The following is a 19,772-nucleotide window of genomic DNA, read 5'->3' as shown; positions in this document are numbered from 1 at the left end:
AGTTCCCGTACGGCATGGAAGGCGCCGACGTCCGCGAGGCGTTGCGCGCCGCCCAGCCGGGCTGCGAGCTCGGACGGCACGCCGGTGACCCAGGAATAGCCGCGGAGGTAGGTGCGGGACTCGCGCAGGTATTTATGGTGCTGCCGTCGCAGAACCGCCTCCAGGTCAGGGGTGTCGTGGAAGTTCAGGTGGTCGATGCGCACGAAGACCGGATTGGCGCCGTCGAGGGCGGTGGCCACGAAATCGACAAGACGCGCGCAGAACTCAGGGTCGCCAATCCGTTCGCCCGCCAGGAGAGCCCCGGACAGCCCGGTGTGGGTATCACCGAGGCCCTCGTGCTGACTGCCGATGCGGCCGAATTCGTCGATCCACTCCTCCTCGTCGACAAGGGGCTCGTGAAAGCCGACACATGCGTAGAACGGCTGCAAGCGCAGCTCGTCAGCAAGCGCCAGCCAGTTCTTCCGGACATCCCTGAGCTTGACCTTCCGCCCACCGCTGTAGGACTCCGTGACGACTGCGTACGAGTCGCTCAGTTCCTTCGCCTCAGCGGAGAAGAAGAAGTCCATCGCAGTGCGGAACCAGTGGACGACGAGGTCCCCGCGCGGCGCGGCCGCCTGCTCGTCGAGCGTGGCCCAGATGGTCACGTCCATGGTGGATTCTTCGTCTTCCATCTCGGTCCTTTCCTTCTCACAACGTTCCCTGACCCTACTTGGCGCCCGGCTAGGCGAAAGCCCCGCCTGTCAGACCGTTGAAGATGAAGCCGACCGTGAACAGGACGCCGGTGAAGACGAGCGCTCCCGCGCCGGCCTTCTGTGCGTCCGGGGAGACCTGGAAGCCTCCCGCCGCACCGTCGGCGGAGGCCACCCCGGTCGGGCCCGGCACGGGTTCCAGGGCCGGGGCGTCGACGGTCCCCGGTGCGGGTTCCTCGATCGGGGCCTGGGTGCTCGCGCCGGGCTTGGGGACGGGGCTGGGGCTGGGCGTGGGGTTCTTGCGTGTGTTGCGGCCGTAGAAGCGCATGCCCGGGAACGCGGCCTTGGACCAGACGTTGACGATGCCCTGATTGGACGCGGCCCGGCCGGACAGTAGTCCTTGGCCGCGTTCCACGGTGCGATCGTCGCCCACGGCGTTCAGGTAGCCCACCATGCCTGTGACGTACCTGGTCAGATCATCAGGCCCATCCTTCATACCGTAGGCGTTCCCCGGCTTGACCTCCCAGATGTACACCGTGTCCTTCGTCCACAGGATGACGTCGGCGGCCCCGTCGTTGCCGGTGTTGTTACCGCTCGCGCCGGGGACGGTGTTGGCCGTCGTGCCGCCCTTGCCGATGTCGACGGTCACGTAGCCCTCGACCTTGTTCTCCATGGCCCATACCTGAGCCGCGTAGCCGGACTGGCAGACGGCGGCATTGTGGCCGGACAGGTGGAAGGTCATGCCGCAGGCTGAACCGACGTTGCTGTTGCCGCCGTTACGGACGACCGTCTTGCCGCCCTTGCCCGTGCCGCCCTTGGAGCCGGAGGCGGGCGCCGGATCCTTGCTGTCGAAGACCGGTTTGCCGCCCTGGCACTTGATCTCGCCAGTGAAGCACTCCATGAGCATCTCGCCGCTCGGGTCGGAGAAGGAGACCGGGTTGTTGGCGGCGTAGGTGTAGCCGTTCAGGGTCTGCGACTTGTCGGCTTCGAGCAGCGGGTCGGCGCTGATGAAGCGGCCCGTCAGCGGGTCGTACTCGCGGGCCCCGATGTGGGTCAGGCCGGTGCTCGTGTCCGCCAGCGCGTGCAACGTCGGGCCCCAGCGCAGCAGGTAGGTGCGCACTGGGGGTTCGGAGCTCAGGTCGAACGGACGCCCAGCAGGCCGTGGTCGGACACCACATCACGGTGGACGGATGGTCCCTCACCAACGTCATCGAGGAGATCGCTCTCTTCTATAACCGCGAGGTCGGCGCGACGAATGAGGATCCCCGGGAGGTAACGGTCCAGTACCCCGAGTTCGCCGCGTGGCAGCGGGCGTACCTCGACGACGACCGGATCCGGGAGGAAGTCGAGTTTTGGCGCGGCTACCTGGAGGGGGCTCCAGCCGAGACCGTATTGCCCTGGGACAGGCCGCGTCTGGAGCGCCGCGACATGACCGGTGCCGTCCTCAACCTCATGCTGCCGAGCGAGGTCAACGACGCGGCGCGGCAACTCGCGTCCACGGCCCGCTGCACGCTGTACATGGTGCTCGCGGCGGCGCTGTCGGTCGTGCTCACCCGATACTCCGATCAGCGGGACGTTGTCCTGGGCACACCGGTTGCCGGACGGACCCGGCCGCAGTTCGAGTCCACCGTCGGTCTGTTCCTGAATCTGATCTCGGTCCGGGTAACCGTTGACGACGACGCCTCCTTCCTGGACCTGCTCAAGTCCACCCGCCGGTCCAGCCTGGCGGCGATGACGCACCAGGAGCTCCCGTTCGACCAGGTCCTCCAGGGCCTATCGGTGCAGCGGCACGGCACCATCTCTCCGATCTTCCAGGTATCGCTTGCCGTGTCCAACCTGCCGGACCTGTCATTCGATCTGGACGGCCTGCAGCCGGGAGAGCAGATCCCAGTCGAGTTGAACGGTGCGCGGTACGACTTGACGACCACCTTCGTACCCGAGGTTGACGGGTTGCGGCTGCGGCTTCAGTACGACACGGCCCGCTTCGATCAGAGCACGATGCTCACCCTTGTGTCCCACATCAGCCAGGTCCTGCTTCAGGCGGCCGAGACGCCGTCGGTGAGGGTGGCGGAACTCGACCTCGCCACCGAGCAGGAGAAGAGCCAGGTGCGGAAGTTCTCCGGACTGGGCACCGTCGATGCGGCCGCCCGGCCGGTCCCGGACGTCATGGCGCGGTTCCGCCGTTCGGTCGAGACCTGGCCCGACCGGATCGCCGCCCGGTCCGGCGAGGAAGTCCTGACCTTCCGTGAACTGGACCGGCGGGCAGATCTGTTCGCCGACGCCATGGCTGTCGAGGGCATCGGACGTGGTGACGTGGTCGCGGTCCGGCTGCCGCGCGACGTCGGCTTCCTGACCACCGTCCTAGGCGTGTGGAAGCTGGGCGCGGTGTTCCTTCCGATCGATGCCGCGCACCCAGTTCAGCGGGTCGCGTTCATCCTCGACAATGCCGACGCCGCCCTCTTGGTGACGGACGCGGACACCGAAGTACCAGCGGGCATCCGCACAGTGAGTACCGCCTGCCTACGTGGCGGAGGGGCCGAGACGGCCACGCGTCCGGAGGCCGAAACCGGCATGACCGCGTACATCATGTACACCTCGGGTTCCACGGGCGAGCCGAAGGGTGTGGCCGTCGCCCGCACAGCGCTGTCCACCTTCTGTGAGGCGGCTGTCGAGCTCCTCGGGATCAGTCCGGAGGACGTCTTCCTCAGTTTGACCACCACCTCGTTCGACATCTCCCTGCTGGAGTACCTCGTTCCGCTGTTGGCCGGCGCCTCGGTCCACCTGGTCGAGGAGGGCGCCACCAGCCCCACAGCGGTGGGGCGGGCGCTGGCGGTGACCCCCCGGATCACCTATGTCGGCGGCACTCCTACGGTGTGGAAGTCCCTGCGCGACGCAGGAGTCGAGGTGGCGGCCGGTACGAAGCTGATGCTCGGCGGCGAGCCGCTGCCCAGTGAGTTCACCGACTATCTGGACGCGCGTGGGCTTGAGTACTGGAACTTCTACGGTCCGACCGAGGCCACGGTTTACTGCACTGTGCAGACGTCCGACAGGGACGGAAAGTGCGACGCGGCCAAGGTCGAATCGACCTCCTGCATCGGGACCCCGTTCGGCCTCAACCGCGCCTACATCCTGGACGCGTCCTACCGCCCTTGCCCGGTCAACGTGCCCGGCGAGATCTTCCTCTCTGGTCCCCAGGTGGCCCAAGGCTACGTCGGACAGCCGGAGCTCAGCGCCAGCCGCTTCCCGCTCGACCGGATCGCAGCGGATGGGTACCGCGTCTACCGCACCGGGGACGCCGGGCGCTGGGACGCTGAAGGGAGGCTGCGCTTCCTCGGCCGGCTCGACACCCAGGTCAAGGTGCGCGGGTTTCGAGTCGAGTTGGAGGAGATCGAGAAGCGGTTGGCAGAGTGCCAGGGCGTCGCCGACGCGGTCGTGGGCGTCGACCCGGAGACCGGTGACCGGCTGATCGCCGGCATCATTCCCGCAGGCGAAACCGTGCCGGATACGGCGGAGTTGCGCAAGCAACTCTCCGAGATGCTGCCTGAGTACATGATCCCCTCCGTCTACACCAGGTTGGCCAGCCTCCCGATGTCTGCGAGTGGCAAACTGGACCGTCGGCGCCTCGGCGACACGACCAAGCCGGCGCAGGTGGTCGACCTCGACGGCGGTTCGTCCCACGAGCAGCTTATCCGCGGGGTCTTTCGCGACCTGCTGGGGCGCGACGACATCGGCCGCGACTCCAACTTCTTCGAGCTGGGCGGGCATTCTCTGCTCGCGGTACAAATGGTGTTGCGGTTCCAGGACATGTTCGGCGTCACGCTGGAGACCGCCGAGGTCTTCCGCGCTCCCACCCCGCGGACCTTCGCCGAGCGACTCGGGCGCCCGGCGTTCGTGCGGGAGCCCGCTGTCCCCTTGCGCACCGCCGGCGGAGAACCGACGGTCGTCTGTCTGCCGCCGCTCAGCGGCACGGCGTGGAGCTTCGTCCAGCTGCTGCCGTATATCCCGAAGCACATGCCGGTCCACGGCGTGCTGTCACAGATTCTGGAGGCGGACGGGCGATCCGCCGATCTGGCCGCCGTGCTGGACGAGTTCGTCTCCGCGGTGGAGAGCATCGACGTGCTGGGCCCGATCCTGGTGGTCGGCTGGTCCGTCGGCGCGACGCTGGCCCCGAACGTCGCGGCGGAGCTCCAGGACAGGGGCTATGAGGTCGAGCACGTGGTGATGTTCGACGCCGCCGACGTGGACCTCGGCGGGCTGCCGAGCATCGGTGACGCGATCACCGACACACACCCTCGACTGGGCTGCGGTCTCACCCACTTCCTCGCATCGGACCGCGCCTCGACCGTCGATGAGCGGTACTGGGAGAGCCTGTTCGAGGGAGAGGCGGCGACGATCGCGACGATCGCCCCGCACCTGCGCATGTTGGACCCGGACAAGCTGGCTGAATCCGGCCCTCAGTTGGGGAAACGACTCATGGAGTTCGGCGGCTGATCACCTGCCGGGCCACCCCTCCTGGCGCGGCCCGGCCTACTCGAATTCTCCGGTGGGCTACAGTCCGTGCCCGCCGACAGCACCGGCGTACGGAAGGCACCATGACTGACGACCTGTTGGATAGCCCAGATGCCCTGACGTTGCGTGAACGGGTCTCTGCGGCCGTGGAGGTGGCACGTGCCCATGCCGTGGACGTGGACGCCGATGGTCGCTTCCCGGCGGAGGCCATCGCCGCACTGAAGTGGTACCGGCTGCTCGCCCCGCAGCCGGTCCCCGGCCAGGGGCTGTGGACCGCGCCGCAGATTGTGGCGGTGGCCCACGCTCTGGGCCAGGCATGCGCCTCCACCGGCATGATCTGGGCCATGCACCAGGGCCAGATCCAGGCGGTCGCACGCCAGCCAAAAGCCAGCCCAGCGGTGCAGGAGTTTCTCGACTCCGCGTGGGATGCCCAGCCGCTGGTGGCGAGCCTGATGTCGGAGACCGGAGCCGCCAGCCCTCGCGAGGGCCGGGCTCACTGCCGAGAGAAGGCGGACGGCAGCGGCGCCATCACCATTGACAAGAACGTCTCGGTCTCCTCCTACCTCCAGCATGCCGACGCCGGCCTGGTGGTAGCCCGTCGCTCGGCCGACGATGCCGTCACAGAACAGGCCCTTGTGCTGGTGCGCCGCGACGAACTGATCGTGTCGCAGTGGCGCGAATGGAAGGCGCTCGGCATGCGGGGTACGGGCAGCGGAGGCGGCCGGGTCCAGGCGCGAACGCACCGAGACCGCATCCTGGAGGAGTCGTTCGGCGAGGTCTCGGCCCGGGTCATCATGCCGCTGTCGAACCTCGGCTGGGCCGCGTGCTGGCTGGGCATCGCCGAGTCCGCCTTCGTCATCGCCCAGGACGCCCTCCGGAGGCAGCAGGGCCGGACCGCACCGGACGTCCTCACGGCCAAGACGATGCGGCTGGGGCGGGCGTCGGACTCCATCGACGAACTGGCCGAGCAGGTCCGTTCGATCGCTGCCGGGTACGAGCAGTTGCAGGGCGCCGCGAGCGATGCCATGGTGCGTCGCTCCAACGCGCTACGCCTCACGGCAGCCGCCCGGGCGAACGAAAGCGTACTGGACTCCTTCCAGGTCATCGGGGTGGACGCCTACCGGGAACCGTCGGCGAGCAAGCGGAGCCTGAGTCGCCAGATCCGGGACGTGCTGTCTGCCCGGGTCATGATCAGTGAGGACCGGATCCGGCTGGGCAGCGGCGGGCTCGCCCAGCTGCCCCGGAAGAGCAGCTTGCAGGAGGCGATCGGATGACCAGGGATCGACTGGTCTGTCTGGTCTCCGGAGCAGCGGGCCAGATCGGCTCTGCGACGGTCCGGCGTCTCGGTGAGCAGGGACATACCGTCTACGCCGCCATGCGCGATCCCTACGGCCGGAACGCCCCGGCCCGGGAGCGGTTGGAGGACTGCTGTCGCATCCTCGAACTGGACGTCACCCGGATGGAGTCGGTCCAGGCAGGCATCGACCGGGTGATCCGTGAGACTGGGCAGCTCAACGTCCTTGTCAACAACGCGGCTCTGGTCGAGTTCGGGCCGGTAGAGTTGGTGAAGCCCGAGCGTGCCGGGGAGATCCTGGATGTCAATGTGGTGGGCCCGCTGCGCATGCTGCAAGCAGCCGCCCCGATCTTCCGAGTCCAGCGGTCCGGGCTGATCGTCCAGATGAGCTCGGTCAGTGGACGCCTCGTGACGCCCCTCGCGGGAATCTACGCGGCCTCGAAGGCCGCGCTCGAGGCATGGTCCGAGGCTGCCTGGCAAGAGTTGCGGCACTTCGGGGTCGGCGTCGTCCTAGTCGAGCCGGGTGATGTGGATGCGGAGTCCGCGTCTGCACCGGCTCCTGCGGGGCCGCTCGGTCACTACAAGCCGTTGTGGGGCCAGGTCTTCGCGGACCGTGGACGCCCGACGGTCCGAGGCGGCCCGAGCACTTGGGATGTGGCCGACGCAGTCTGCGGGCTGGTCGAGCACCGCGACCCGACCGTCCTCAGGGTCCAAGTGGGTTCCGACGCGGAGGCGGCAGTGGCGACTCGGGCCATGCTTTCCGACGAGGAGTTCCGCGAGGCTCTGTGGGCCATGCTCGACATCAGCTGGTAGCTGTGCCCACCCGGGGCCCCTTGTCCGCTGAGGACAAGAGGCCCCGAAGCATGCCTTCAGGCCGACCGCAACGGCTTCACCGCGCGCACCTCATCGCCGGACGCCCCGTCAATGTCGTGATCCAACCATCGGATGTTCCCACGCAACATCTCCGTGATCAAGGTGTTGCGACAACCGGTTGAGTCCACCGAATGCACCTCCCGCGAATACCGCGCTGCCATACGGGAGTTGGGGCTGCGGCAGAGCATGCGCAGAACGGGCTCATGTTAAAATAGCGCCGCTGCTGAGAGCTTTTTCGGACTGCCGAAAGCGGCGATCGGGACCACCATCTGGAATCCCACGAAGGGGCCCGCGCCGATGTCTTCCGCTTCATCGAGATCGAGTACGACCGCCCCCGTCTACGGCTACGTCACACCAGTCGAAACCCGGGCACCCTGACGGCGCAAGACCTCATCCCCGCAGCATGGCCACATGCTGTCCACGCACAGGGTGGAACCTCAGGAAACGGTGTACCACCCGTGGAAGTTCGATGGTCAGGAATACCGGTCACGCCCCGTTTGGCCGTTTTGACCTCCAGAGTCGGCCCTACCTAACCGCTCCGCCGGTGACAGTCAGGGTGTTCCTGGAGTAGGAGTGATCTCGACTATCCGCAAATGAGTAAGGGATGGATTAATGGCAAGCGCTGGAGAGCGTCTGGACGGGGGCGTTAACCTCGGCGACCCGTGGTGGGGAGTGGACACCGCCCGGCTCGCGCACGCGGCGAAGGCTCAGGGTGATCGCCCAGTCCCGGGTGTGCATGACATGGCGTCTTACCTGGCCTCCCAAGTCTCCGACGTCTCGCATCGGGAGGTGGCGGGGCCTCTGCTCGACGGACAGGGGGCGAGCGGGGTTGTCGTCCGGCGGGGCGTGGTACTCGCCTCCTGGGGACAACCGGAGCGGGAAGAGATGGCCTACAGTGCCACGAAGAGCGTCCTGTCACTGGTGGCAGGCCTCGCCTTCGACGACGGACTGCTCCGGCTGGACGAGCCGGTCTGCCGGTCGGTCGATCTTCCGCAGTTCGGCGACCCACACGGCCGGAAGATCACCTGGCGGCACCTTCTGGACCAGACCAGCATGTGGGAGGGCGAGCTTTGGGGCAAGCCCACCTGGATTGACGCCCAGAGCAGCCGGGAGGGGACCGAGTCAGCCGGAGGCACGCCTGGATCGGGCTGGGCCTACAACGACGTCCGGGTGAACCTGACTGCCCTCGCGCTCACCGTTTTGTTCCGTCAGCCGCTTCCCGAGGTACTGCACGAGCGGATCATGGAGCCGATCGGGTCCTCGTCCAGCTGGTCCTGGCACGGCTATGTCGACTCCGCGGTCGAGCTCGATGACCGACGGGTCTCCGTGGTGTCCGGTGGCGCGCACTGGGGCGGCGGACTCTGGGTCAGCGCCCTCGATCTGGCACGGATCGGGCAGCTCTGCCTGCAGAGCGGGCAGTGGAGCGAGCGCCAGCTGCTCTCCGCCCGGTGGATCGAGGAAATGTGGCGGCCCTGCCCGGTAAAGCCCAACTACGGGCTTTCGTGGTGGCTGAACGACCACCTCACGGTGTGGCCCGAGGCTCCCTCTTCCGGGCGGTGCGCGCGGGGCAACGGTGGCGGCCACCTGCTGTGGGTCGATCCCGCACGGCAACTGGTGGTCAGCTCCCGCTGGGGAGCTGAGGTCGAGTCGCTCCTGGCGGAAGTGTCGCGCGCGGTGAAGCCGTTGCTGTCGGCCTGAAGGCACGCTTCGGGGCACCGGCTCGTCACAGGTATCGAGAAGGCGCTCGGCTGGGGCGGGCCGGGGCCCGTGGGCACCGCGTTCGCTCGCGGACACCTCACCGACCCGGACCTGATCACCCAGCTGATGACCTCGAACCGGCTGCTGGAGACCATCCGGCACCGTCAGCTCGCCAACTTCCAGCTGCGTTGCTACGCCGAGGGAGATGAGGTGCACCTCTCGCTCTTCCTGTCGACCAATGTCAACCGGCGCCGGCCGCCATGTCAGCCAGGCCGACATGGCCGCCCTCGGCCGAATCCTCAACGGCGGCGGAACCGTGGTCCTGGACCACGTCGACTCCTTCGACCCGACCCTAGTGCAGCGGGGTGCCGGCCAGCAGCAGGCCTGTGGCGGCTCGGATGGCAGTGCGTTCAGCCTCGCGGTCGCGGGGCGTGCGGCTCATCGTGCTTCCTTGCTTCCGGCACTGTCGCTGTTGGGCCGGGTGTCCTCGTGGCGGATGATCAGCATGTTCAGCCGGTCGGCCTGCGTCCTGGCCTGGTCCCTCAGCGGGAGCGGGGACGTTGAAGTGCCCAGTCAGGTACACGCGAACATGCTTACAGAGCCGCACGCCATGACGGACCAGGGCCCCGCCTTGGCCGACAAGGCCGCCCGCCGTCCTACGCCTCCGGCGGTATGGCCGGCGCGGGAAGGTCGACAACCGCGGGCGAGGGCGGGTGTGACGGGAGTGCAGTGGCCAGGCAGGTGGCTGGAGGCCAATCGGCTGCCAGCGCGAAGTAGTCGGCCAGGTCGCGCTCGGCACCGGTGAGCAGGTTGCGGAGCTCGGCGACGGACAGCTCGATCACCGGACTGTCGCTCTGCTCGGCGTTGACAGTGAGCCGGACGGTGTCGCCGCAGCGTTCCGCAAGCGGTGACACGGGGTCGTGGCCGAAACCGAGCAGGCTGCCGTCGTCGATGAACTGGTGCCACGCGCGTCAGTCCACCAGTCCATTACAGCAGCCAGGCAGGAGTCAAAGACGGGAGGTGCGGCATTGACTCCGACACCGCCGGTCTCAAGCTGATGGGCGATCTCTCTCCATGCCGTGCTCGACATCGGCGCTCCACACACCGCCGCTGAACCCGTAGGGAGAGTCGCTGGCGAACAAGGAGCGGGTTGAACGCGCGATTGTCCAGATGCCACAACAGCCGTTCCCCTGTGGACCTCCAGCTACGCGGCTGGCTGGGAGCCGATCTGCACGCTTGGCCACCAAATGGCCACCACGCCGATCCGAACAGACCGAGGCGAATAGACAGCCAGGGGAAAAAGGCCAGCTCACAGCCTGGAAGATCGGAATGACGACTGACTGTCAACCTCAGACCTACGCATTGCGATGCGTAGACCACGCGTGTCCGATTAGCCCGAACCCTAAGGTCAACAAAAAGAAGAAACCCCAGGTCAAGGGCGTGACCTGGGGTTCACCACAGAGCCGCCTTCGGGATTCGAACCCGAGACCTACGCATTACGAGACCGTGAGGGTTCGTGCTGCGTAGTGCCTGGTCGTGCTGCTGAGTGACGTTCTGCCTGATCAGAGCATGTGCGACTGCTTGACCTGTGCTACCTCGTATTACGTCGTCCAAAGGCGTCCGGCCACCGGCTGGCCACCACTGGTGACAAGAAGCGGGGTCACCGAGATTGTCGGCCTCTCACAGACTCTTCGTACGCGTGCCGGGTCTCCCGCGGGTCGCTCCAGAGAAGGCCCCTTCCAGCGTGGCCGGTGCAGACCTCGCCGGTTGGCTGTTCCCGAGACCGTCCTTCAGGCCCGTTCCTGACCAGCCGATCAGCACCTCCCGCACGCCGGGGGAACCTCACTGGCCGAGCAGCCTCCGCTATTGGGTGCCGCGCACGTCGGCCACGTAGACCGGCTCTGGCGCGGACTCGGCCGTGAGGACATCCAGGGACAATCAGGCCAACTCTGCCCTCACCAGGCTCCGCGCCCTGCCGAGTGCGCCTTCGCCGAACTCGGGCGCTGGCAGGTGCTCGGCTTGCTGCGAGTCAGCCCGAACCGCATTACCGCCGCGCTCACGCCCTCCCCGTGATCACACAAAAGCGGTCTTCACTCGCAAGAGGGTAGATCGGAGACACTCAGCACAAGCGCCGCAGTGACGATTTGCGGTGGCTTGGTCGACATCAGCTGCTGCTGGTCGAGCAGTGCGAGACGTTTCCGAAGCCGTACATCGAGCTCGACAGCCTTGCGGTGGAGGCTCTCGGAGGACTCCTTGGGCTTCTCGCCCATCCGTTCCTTCTCGGAGGCTGCCGCAGCATTGAGGAGCAGCCGCTCGCTCTCCGAGGTCAGGCGCTTGGTCACCAGTTCCCGGGTCTTGATCAACTCTGCCAGGCGACGGGGCTGGACCTCGGCCAGATATTCGGGAAGCTGGTTGGCGATGATCCAGCTGGTTGCCTTGTCTTCGGCGTCTGCGAGCCAGGGAAGTCCACATGCGATGTCGGTCGCCGCGCCGTTGGGCGCCGCAGCGCAGTCGAGGTAGGGCGCGGGGCCGGCCGGGTGCACGGTGCCGTGGCTGTCGACGTAGGCGTAGGCGAACCGTCGGGCCACCGACTCACCAGTGGCGTCCACGACCTCTTCGACGACCCCGACGAGGAGGTGCGGTTCTTCGAGGGTGGCCGAGACGAGGACGGTGCCTTGGTTCAGGGCGCCCCCGAAGTTCCGGATGGTTTCGTCCATGACGGCGTCGTGCAGCGGGTGGCCGGGGGCGAGCAGGTCGGCGCGGGCACCGTCGTCAGGCTGGACGTGGCTGAGGTCGAAGGTGACGCGGTCGTACTTGGTGGCAATCGGTCCGTTGCCTGCCGAGCGGATGTGCTGGGGCACGTTGGCTATCTCGTAACGCCCCTCTTCGCGCTTGACGATCCGGCCACCGAGCCGGGTGAAGGCGTCCTTGAAGGTCGATTCGATGTAGTGCGGCTGAAGACGTCGAGAGCGGGCTTCGTCCATCGTGGCGCGCAGAGCACGAAGATCGGCATCCGAGAGGTGCTCCGAAGCGAGCGCTCGCTCGTCCAAAAGGCCCTTGAGGCCGTCTCCGACGGTGGCGTCGATGACTTCGTGCATCCTTTCCTTGACTTCTGGCTGCTCACCGTACTGGATGGCATCGAGCAGCAAGTCTCGCAGCGGGGACTCGGCGAACGCCTCTCCCAGGACATCGAAAACCTTCCCGCCGTACGTCTCGCGCATCTGGTCGAGCTTCTCCAACAGGCGCGTGAAAACCTCGCCCTCGCGGGTGTTGGAGGCGACAAGGTTCCAGAGCCGGCAGACCTCCTCCTGGCCGATGCGGTGGATGCGGCCGAAGCGCTGCTCGATGCGGTTGGGGTTCCAGGGCAGGTCGTAGTTGACCATCAGGTGTGCGGCCTGCAGGTTGAGTCCCTCGCCGGCGGCGTCGGTGGCCAGCAGGATCTGAACGTCGCGGTTCTTGGTGAACTCCTCGGTGATCTGCCGCCGCTCGGCCCGGCGTACGCCGCCGTGTATGGCCTTGACGGCATCGGGCTTGCCCAGAAGCGACCCGATCTTGCCCTGCAGATACTGGAGGGTGTCGCGGTGCTCGGTGAAGATGATGAGTTTCCGAGGCTGGCCATTGGCGTCTGTCACCAGCGCGTGGTCGCGGAGGAGGGCGGACAGCTCGGTCCACTTACGGTCCGTACCCGCCTCTCGAACCCGCTGCGCCGTCTTCACCAACGCCCTCAGCTCGATGAGCTCGACGTTGAGCTCCTCGACCGTCTGCGCCGCCGTCGCGGCATCGAGCAGTTCCTCCTCGGTCTCCTCGATCTCTTCGGCATTCAGCTCGCCATTGTCGAAGTCGGCGAGGTCGATGGTGGGCGTGCTCTCGCGCCAGGTACCGTCGAGGATCTCCTGCTTCTTGCGCTCCAGGCGCTCGGTACGCCGCACGAGGCTCTTGTAGATCGCCTCGGGGCTGGAGGCCAGGCGTCGCTGCAGAACGGTAAGCGCGAAACCGACTGTGTTCTTGCGTTTGCCACCGATGCGGTCGGCGCGGTTCATCCCCTCGCGGACATAGTGGGTGACGTCCTCGTAGAGGTCGTACTCGAGTGCTGTGAGTTCGTAGGGGACGGTCTCCGCAATGCGCTCGGGGAAGAGCTTCCTGCCCTCGAAGGTAAGCAGGTCTTCCTTGATCATGCGCCGCATGATCCCGCTGACGTCGACGCTCCTCTTCTGCCTGCCCTCGAACCGGTCACGGTCCAGCAGGGTGAGGAAGAGCTGGAAGTCCTCCTCCTTTCCTGAGTGTGGGGTCGCCGTCATCAGGAGCAGGTGGCGAGTGATCTCGCGGAGCATCTCGCCAAGCTGGAACCGTTTGGTCTTCTCCACCTTGCCACCGAAGTAGTGGCCACCCATGCGGTGCGCCTCGTCAACGACGATCAGGTCCCACTCCGTCTCCTGGAGCTGCGCCTTCAGGTGCTCGTTACGAGAGAGCTGGTCCATGCGGGCGATCAGAAGCGGGTTGGTCTCGAAGACGTTGAGATGGAGCTGGGAGTCGATGAGCTGGTTCGTGAGCAGGTCGAAGCGGAGGCCGAACTTGAAGAAGAGCTCGTCCTGCCACTGATCGACCAGGCCTCCCGGAGCCACAATGAGGCACTGTTTGACGTCATCGCGCAGCAGGAGCTCCTTGATGTAGAGCCCAGCCATGATTGTCTTTCCTGCGCCCGGATCGTCAGCGAGCAGAAAGCGCAGTGGTGTACGGGGCATGAGCTCGCCGTACACGGCGCGGATCTGGTGCGGGAGCGGCTGAACGTCACTGGTCGCCACGGCGAGCATCGGGTCGAACAGACCGGCCAGTGAGATCCGCTGAGCCTCGGCGACCAGCTTGAAGTCACTTGTGTTCGCGTCGAAGGCGCGGCTGCCGCCGCGGGCGACGCTCAGCTTGTCCTCGTCCTTGCGGAAGACGACCCGCTGGTCGAGGCCGCCTCCGGCGGTCTTGTAGGTCAGCTCGAGCGCGTTCGCACCGTGCCACTGGGCGGCGATGACCGTGACCGCCTCCGCCGGTATGAGTCCGTCGATCCGCAGCCCCTGCTTGAGCTCCTCGAGTAGCACGTACACAACCTCCTGCTTGGCGGCCTGCGAACGCTACTCGGACGTTCCGGCGATTTCCTGATCCCGTCGACTTCGTCAACAGGGGTCGCTAATCTTCCCAGAGGTCATGCGAGTCGGCGGGGGCAATGGAGCGAGAAGAACGTCAGCACCTGCGTGGTGTGGTGGAGCAAGTCAGCGGGTGGCGCAAGCTCGCGGCGGGGATCGTCGAGCAACGTGAGACCGTCGAGGCAGCGGCGGAAGACGCCGCCAGGCAGTTCCTCGGCCGCGTGGCCTCACTCGGGACCGGGACCACCACCGCATGGCGCGTACTTCAGGTCTCGCCGTCCGATGTCGACCTGGTGACCTCCCTGGTCTGCCGTCAGGCTCTTCCGGCGCTCACGACGAATGCCCAGCAGGGCATCCAGCAGTTGACCAACGACGTCGGCCGGGCGTTGACGGCCGTCCGGGCGCTGTTCGGCGCCCGCCGGATATTGTCGGGCAAAAGCCGCAAGGACGAAGCAGAGCAAGCTGCGGCATACCTGATATCCCTCCACGAGCGGGCTACGAGCACCCCACTCGTCACCGAGTTGGAAAGCCTTGCAGCATGGGACAGGAAGGCTGTCCCCGCAATCGGGCTCTCGGCCATCCTCGATGACACGGTCGGCTTCGCCCAGCGCCTCGGCGGCCGAGCTGAACTCGTCGGGCGGCATGAACTGGACGTCGCCAAGACCGCGATCAGCGCGATCGATCAGGCCCTGCAGCGCGAGGACCAGTTCAGAACGGCAGTCAATGCCGCCGGCGATGCCGTCCGACAGGCCGAGGCTCGCAAGCTGGTCGCCGAAATGCCCGTCGAGCGGCTCAAGGACGCGACCAGCGGCCAACTGCGCATCACGGCGCTGATCGATGCCGGGATCAGGAACGTGCAGCAGGTCCTCGACCAGAAATCACGGATTCGATCGCTCCCCGGAGTCGGTGAGACGACGGGCAAGCGGATGGTCGGTGCCGCACGGACCATCTGGCAGACCACGCTGGACGAGATGCCGGTCCGAATCGACATCAGGAATCGATCCCGCGACACCACGAAGCTCCTCAAGGCGATGCGGGCTTGGGACACGGCACGCTCGATCCGCAGCGCGACAGCCGACCTCACTGCCGCCGACGCGGTTCGGCCGCTCCTCCAAAGCCTTGATTCCAAGACCTCCCACGTGGTTCTCGTCCCCCAGGCTCGAACCGTCGCCGAGTTGCGTACCGCACTGGCGGCCGTCGAGCGCCGCGGGGCGAAGCTCAACGGCGGGGACGACGCCGCAGGCGGTGATCCTTGGGAGGATTTCATCGCCCGCCCGGCCGACTACTACGCGATGCTCGCGGAGCTCGGATTCCTGGCCGACGACACTGAGAAGAGCCACGGCGACCTACCGACCGAAATCGTCGAGGCGGTCAGGGAACTCAAGCTCGACACCAACCATCTGAAGGTGTCCCTTCGTGGATACCAGTCATTCGGTGCCCGCTTCGCGATCGTGCAACGCAAGGTCATCATCGGCGACGAGATGGGTCTGGGAAAGACGGTCGAGTCACTCGCCGTACTCGCCCACTTGCGCGCCAAGGGTTACTCCCACTTCCTGGTCGTGTGCCCAGCCGCTGTCGTGACCAACTGGGTGCGCGAAGTCCAGGCCAAGTCCGATCTGCGCGCGTATCGCCTGCACGGGCCAGGTCGCGACGACGCGCTGAAATCCTGGATCCGCAACGGTGGAGTCGCGGTCACCACCTACGACATCCTCGGTTGGCTGGAAGGCCGGATCCCCGAACGCGCCGGACTGGCGTGCCTGGTCTTCGACGAAGCGCACTACATCAAGAATCCGGGCGCCCAGCGAACCCGGCGCTCCACGGCCCTGATAAACAGCTTGGAGCGAGTAATCCTCCTGACCGGCACCCCGCTGGAGAACCGGATCGAGGAATTCCGCAATCTCGTCGGCTACCTCCGGCCAGACCTGTCGATCAGCGCCTCGGAAATCGCTCCTCGCCAGTTCCGGAAGCAGGTGGCGCCGGCCTACCTGCGGCGCAATCAGGAAGACGTCCTCACCGAACTCCCGGAGCGGTTCGAAGTCGACGAGTGGATGCCGATGTCCAGCGCCGACGAGCAGCACTACCGAGCGGCTGTCATCGAAGGCAACTTCATGGCCATGCGCCAGGCCGCGCTACGCGCCGGCACCAAGTCCGAGAAGATGCAGCGCCTCATCGACATCGTCCAGGAGGCAGAGGACAACGAGCGCAAGGTGCTGGTCTTCTCGTACTTCCGTGACGTCCTCGACGAAGTGGCATCCGTCCTTCCGGGGAAGGTGTTCGGGCCCCTTACCGGCTCCGTTCCCGCCGCGAAGCGACAGAGCATGGTTGATGAGTTCTCCCAAGCCCGCCACGGGGCAGTCCTCGTCGCACAGATCGTGGCAGGCGGCGTCGGTCTGAACATTCAGTCGGCATCGGTCGTCGTGATCTGCGAGCCCCAGCTCAAGCCGACGACCGAATGGCAAGCCATCGGCCGCTCCCACAGGATGGGGCAGCTGGAGTCGGTACAAGTGCACCGCCTGCTCTCCGAAGAAGGCGTCGACCAGCGCATCATTGAGATCCTGGCGCGCAAGAACCAGCTCTTCGCGGAGTTTGCCCGCGTCTCCGAAACCGCCGACAGCGCCCCGGAAGCGTTCGACATCACGGATGCTGAGCTGGCACGCGAGATCGTGGCGGCCGAGCGCGAACGCCTACTCACGGGCGGCTGACGGACGTAAGACGCGGAGGCGCCGAAGTGCGTGAAGCCGGGGGCGACCTCAGGTTCGCGGATGGCCGGGCGCCGGACTCCCGTGTCCTCGGCGAAGGCGGCAACTGCCTGCAGGTACGCGACCTCCACCAGTCCGTGGTCGCTGACCGGGTCCTCCGCACCGGTGTAGCCACCCCGCGCGTCGCGGTCCACGGGATCGTTTGGTGATCCGGTAGACGTAGGGCGGCACGTCACAGCCCCACGGCGCGTGACGTGGCTGCCATGGTCTGCTGGCATTCCGGGGCCCGGCAGACGCGTATGTCCAATTCCAGTACCAAGATGCCGACCGCACTGCTTTCCATACCGGTCACGCAGCACGAGCACCAACGCGCAACCGCCTCATCGCATGGCGGAGCAGCGGGCGATGCCGTCTTCAGGTGGTCAGAACAGGCGTATGTCGACGGGCAGCCCGGTCTCCGCCGCGTTGCTGATTTCGACCGGCACGGGGACCCCGAGCTGGATCGCGGTTGGGGTGTAGAGGTCGGCCGTGACCTCGGGCGTGCTCAGGGAGACGAGGAGCGCATAGGGGACGGAGCGGCCCACGCGGTCGCTGCTGTTGTGGTACTTCCACCAGCCGCCGGCGGGGAAGACCGCGAGGACGCCGCAGTCGGCAAGGTCACGGGCGGTGCCCTGCCAGATGTCCGCGTGCAGGGAGCCACGGTCGCGATTTGTCCGGCCGATGAGCCAGTCGCTGTCCGTATCGAAGGGCTGAATCCTGCTGCGGGCATCGTCCTCTGCCTGAGCGTGTTGCGCGATGCGCTGCTCGAACGCGGTCACGGTCTCGGTGGGGCCCTTGAGGGCAAACCGCAGTCGGTGCGAGGCGTAGGTGTGCTGGCCCAGCATGCCTCGGTGGCCGGGATTGGGCTCGACGAAGTAGGAGAGCGTCACGCGCAGCCTGACATCGGCCGCATCGAGTTCGAGTAGCTGCTCGCGGGGCCACGGCAGCTCGTGGAGCTTGAGTTCACCGAGCTGCACCGACTTGTCGTCGCGGCGGAACGGCACCAGGGAGTTCTGCACGATCAGGGTGACGGCGTTCGTGGTGCTCGCCAGAACCCGTTCTTCGGTGGGAACGCCCCAACCGTAGCGGCGCAGCAGCGTGCGGGCGAGCTTGCCCGCACCGCCTTTGCGGCGGCCATTGCGGTTGTAGACGCCCTCCACCATGGCCGGGGTCCACTCCGCTTCGTGGACGAGCAGGCCGCGGATGGCTTCGGGTCGCAGGGCAGGATAACGGGCGTAGGCGAGGGCTGCGAGGCGAGCGGCTTGGGCAGTCGCTGGGCTGGTCGCGTGCACGGTGGTCAGGTGACGGCCGAGGTCGCGGCGGTCCGTGGTGGTCAGCTGCACGATGTCGTGGCCGGTGATTTGGGTGAGGTCGGCGTCGATGAGAAGGTTGCCGCCCTCCATGACAATGTCCGGCTTGATGGGGGCCGCCTCGGGGAACTGCACGGAGGTTCGGCTGTGCGGAGAGAGCTGGCCGGGGGCGGCCACGGGTCGGTACCCCTCGAAGCTCGGGTCCGTGGGGACGTCGTCGCGCTCGGTGTAGGCGCCGACAGTAAGGATGTTCCACGCCTGTGCGGGGTCTTCGATGCGGGAGGTGTCACACAGAGTGAGGTGGTCGACGGTTCCGTCGGAGTTCACGAGATCGGCCGCGCGGTGATCTCGCACGTTGCCAGCTGAGACGACGATCAGCCGGGCCAGTTCGGACTCGGGTGGTCCGATCAGGTCGAGCCGGTCGTGCGTGACGACGACGTCCGTGCCTGCTGCCAGTGCGTCCAGAGAGGCGGACCACAACGTGGCGCTGCCGTCGGTGCCACCCATGCCGTCCCCGGATTCCACGGTCACTGCCATGGAGTAGACGCGGCTGCGGGGTAGCTCAGGCTGGGCGGTTTCCGCGGTGGTCACGGCGACTGCGGTGACCTCGCCGTACGGGCGAAGCTGGTCTCTGCCTCGGCGGGGCAGGATCTTCACGGACTCGAGGTGGTGCTCCAGCTGGACTGGGCCGTGCGAGTCGAGCGCTTCTTCGAGAGTGTCACCAAATAGGGCGAGGCCGCCCATCTGGGTACCGTGGCCGGCGTTGTCGCCGGATCCTTCTCCCTCGATGATGCTGTGAGCTCCGACGATGCAGGCGCGCAACAGCGCGTGTTCCTGGTCGATTCCAGTATCGAGCAAGGTCACCGCGGGCGCTCCCGGGGCTGCGGGGCGGAGCCTGCCGGCGAGGTCGAGGACGAATCCCTGGTGGAGATCGCGCAGGTCTCTGCTGTGGAATTCCTCAGCGAATGTGGGCTTGCGGATCTCGGACGGGCAGGCGTTGGTGGTCAGCACCCGGGCGAGTTCGCGTGTGGTCGTGCTGACCTGCGCCACGCGGAAGTGGCCGATGCCGATGCTGCGGCGCAGCATCGGCCAGCCGTGGGCCTCGGACAAGGCACGGAGGGTTTCCACCTGGTCGGCGTCGGTGAGTGTGGGGTCGAACCACAGCTCCCACCATGCCTTGGTGTCGGGCCCTGGAAGGGGCTCTTCTTCCTGCCACAGGCTCTGGATGGTGGCCTGCTCGATCTGCTCGATGTTGGCAACCAGCGCGTTGTTCTTGGGCTTCCCGCGGCGGGTGTCTTCGGTGAACTGGTCGATCTTCTTCAGAAAGGCCGGGGCAGCGCCGTCGGGAATCCACACCACGACGTCCTGTGGGTACGTCTCCGTGGCGGGACGCACACTCATCAGCGACAGGCCAGAGCTGTCCAGGGAGTCGAGCTTGAGTTCGACTTCCGGCGCCGCCTCGATACGGACAGCGAACCCGTCGGCACGCAAAGCGGGCGGCGTCGCGCGCTGTTCGATGCGAGCGGCTT

General features: G+C 66.7%; 10 protein-coding genes. 5 read left to right on the top strand and 5 right to left on the bottom strand.

The features are described 5' to 3' along the window. Together RB628_RS29755 and RB628_RS29750 are read right to left on the bottom strand one after the other, a co-directional pair. Window positions 1-671 (bottom strand): hypothetical protein (locus RB628_RS29755; RefSeq protein ID WP_318323630.1); only part of this gene is annotated, 671 nt, incomplete at its 3' end. 49 nt (window positions 672-720) lie between these two features. Then, on the bottom strand, window positions 721-1,809 hold the full coding sequence (locus RB628_RS29750; RefSeq protein WP_318323629.1) for an RHS repeat-associated core domain-containing protein: 1,089 nt from the start codon (window positions 1,807-1,809) through the stop codon (window positions 721-723). A gap of 62 nt (window positions 1,810-1,871) precedes the next feature. Here RB628_RS29750 and RB628_RS29745 point away from each other — a divergent pair, with 62 nt between their 5' ends. From RB628_RS29745 to RB628_RS29730, 4 genes are all read left to right on the top strand, one after another. After that, complete coding sequence (locus tag RB628_RS29745) at window positions 1,872-5,180, top strand: amino acid adenylation domain-containing protein (RefSeq protein WP_318323628.1); 3,309 nt, start codon at window positions 1,872-1,874, stop codon at window positions 5,178-5,180. A 101-nt stretch (window positions 5,181-5,281) separates the two neighbouring features. Beyond that, entirely contained in the window at window positions 5,282-6,472 is a 1,191-nt protein-coding gene (locus RB628_RS29740) for an acyl-CoA dehydrogenase family protein (protein ID WP_318323627.1), read from the top strand. Continuing rightward, window positions 6,469-7,305 (top strand): SDR family NAD(P)-dependent oxidoreductase, encoded by an 837-nt coding sequence (locus RB628_RS29735; protein ID WP_318323626.1) that lies wholly within the window; start codon window positions 6,469-6,471, stop codon window positions 7,303-7,305. Before RB628_RS29740 ends, RB628_RS29735 begins: the two co-directional genes overlap by 4 nt. A gap of 801 nt (window positions 7,306-8,106) precedes the next feature. Next, window positions 8,107-9,063, top strand: a complete 957-nt coding sequence (locus tag RB628_RS29730) for a serine hydrolase (RefSeq protein WP_318323625.1) — start codon at window positions 8,107-8,109, stop codon at window positions 9,061-9,063. A 656-nt stretch (window positions 9,064-9,719) separates the two neighbouring features. Here the strand turns inward: RB628_RS29730 and RB628_RS29725 are convergent. Next, window positions 9,720-9,977, bottom strand: coding sequence for a hypothetical protein (locus RB628_RS29725; protein WP_318323624.1), 258 nt, complete (start codon window positions 9,975-9,977; stop codon window positions 9,720-9,722). Window positions 9,978-11,153: 1,176 nt separating this feature from the next. Next, window positions 11,154-14,150 carry a DEAD/DEAH box helicase gene (locus RB628_RS29720; RefSeq protein WP_318323623.1) on the bottom strand — a complete coding sequence of 999 codons (2,997 nt, stop codon included), beginning with the start codon at window positions 14,148-14,150 and terminating at the stop codon, window positions 11,154-11,156. A gap of 158 nt (window positions 14,151-14,308) precedes the next feature. On the opposite strand from RB628_RS29720, the gene RB628_RS29715 reads away from it, so the two are divergent. Continuing rightward, on the top strand, window positions 14,309-16,897 hold the full coding sequence (locus RB628_RS29715; RefSeq protein ID WP_318323622.1) for a DEAD/DEAH box helicase: 2,589 nt from the start codon (window positions 14,309-14,311) through the stop codon (window positions 16,895-16,897). Window positions 16,898-17,316: 419 nt separating this feature from the next. On the opposite strand, the gene RB628_RS29710 is transcribed toward RB628_RS29715, so the two are convergent. Next, window positions 17,317-19,734, bottom strand: coding sequence for a S8 family peptidase (locus RB628_RS29710; protein ID WP_318323621.1), 2,418 nt, complete (start codon window positions 19,732-19,734; stop codon window positions 17,317-17,319). Window positions 19,735-19,772 lie beyond the last annotated feature (38 nt).

This window comes from Streptomyces sp. ADMS (assembly GCF_033441795.1).
In the GTDB taxonomy this organism is placed as follows: Bacteria; Actinomycetota; Actinomycetes; order Streptomycetales; family Streptomycetaceae; genus Streptomyces.
Note: the sequence above shows the minus strand (reverse complement) of the source record. Positions and strands in the feature narration are given on the sequence as shown.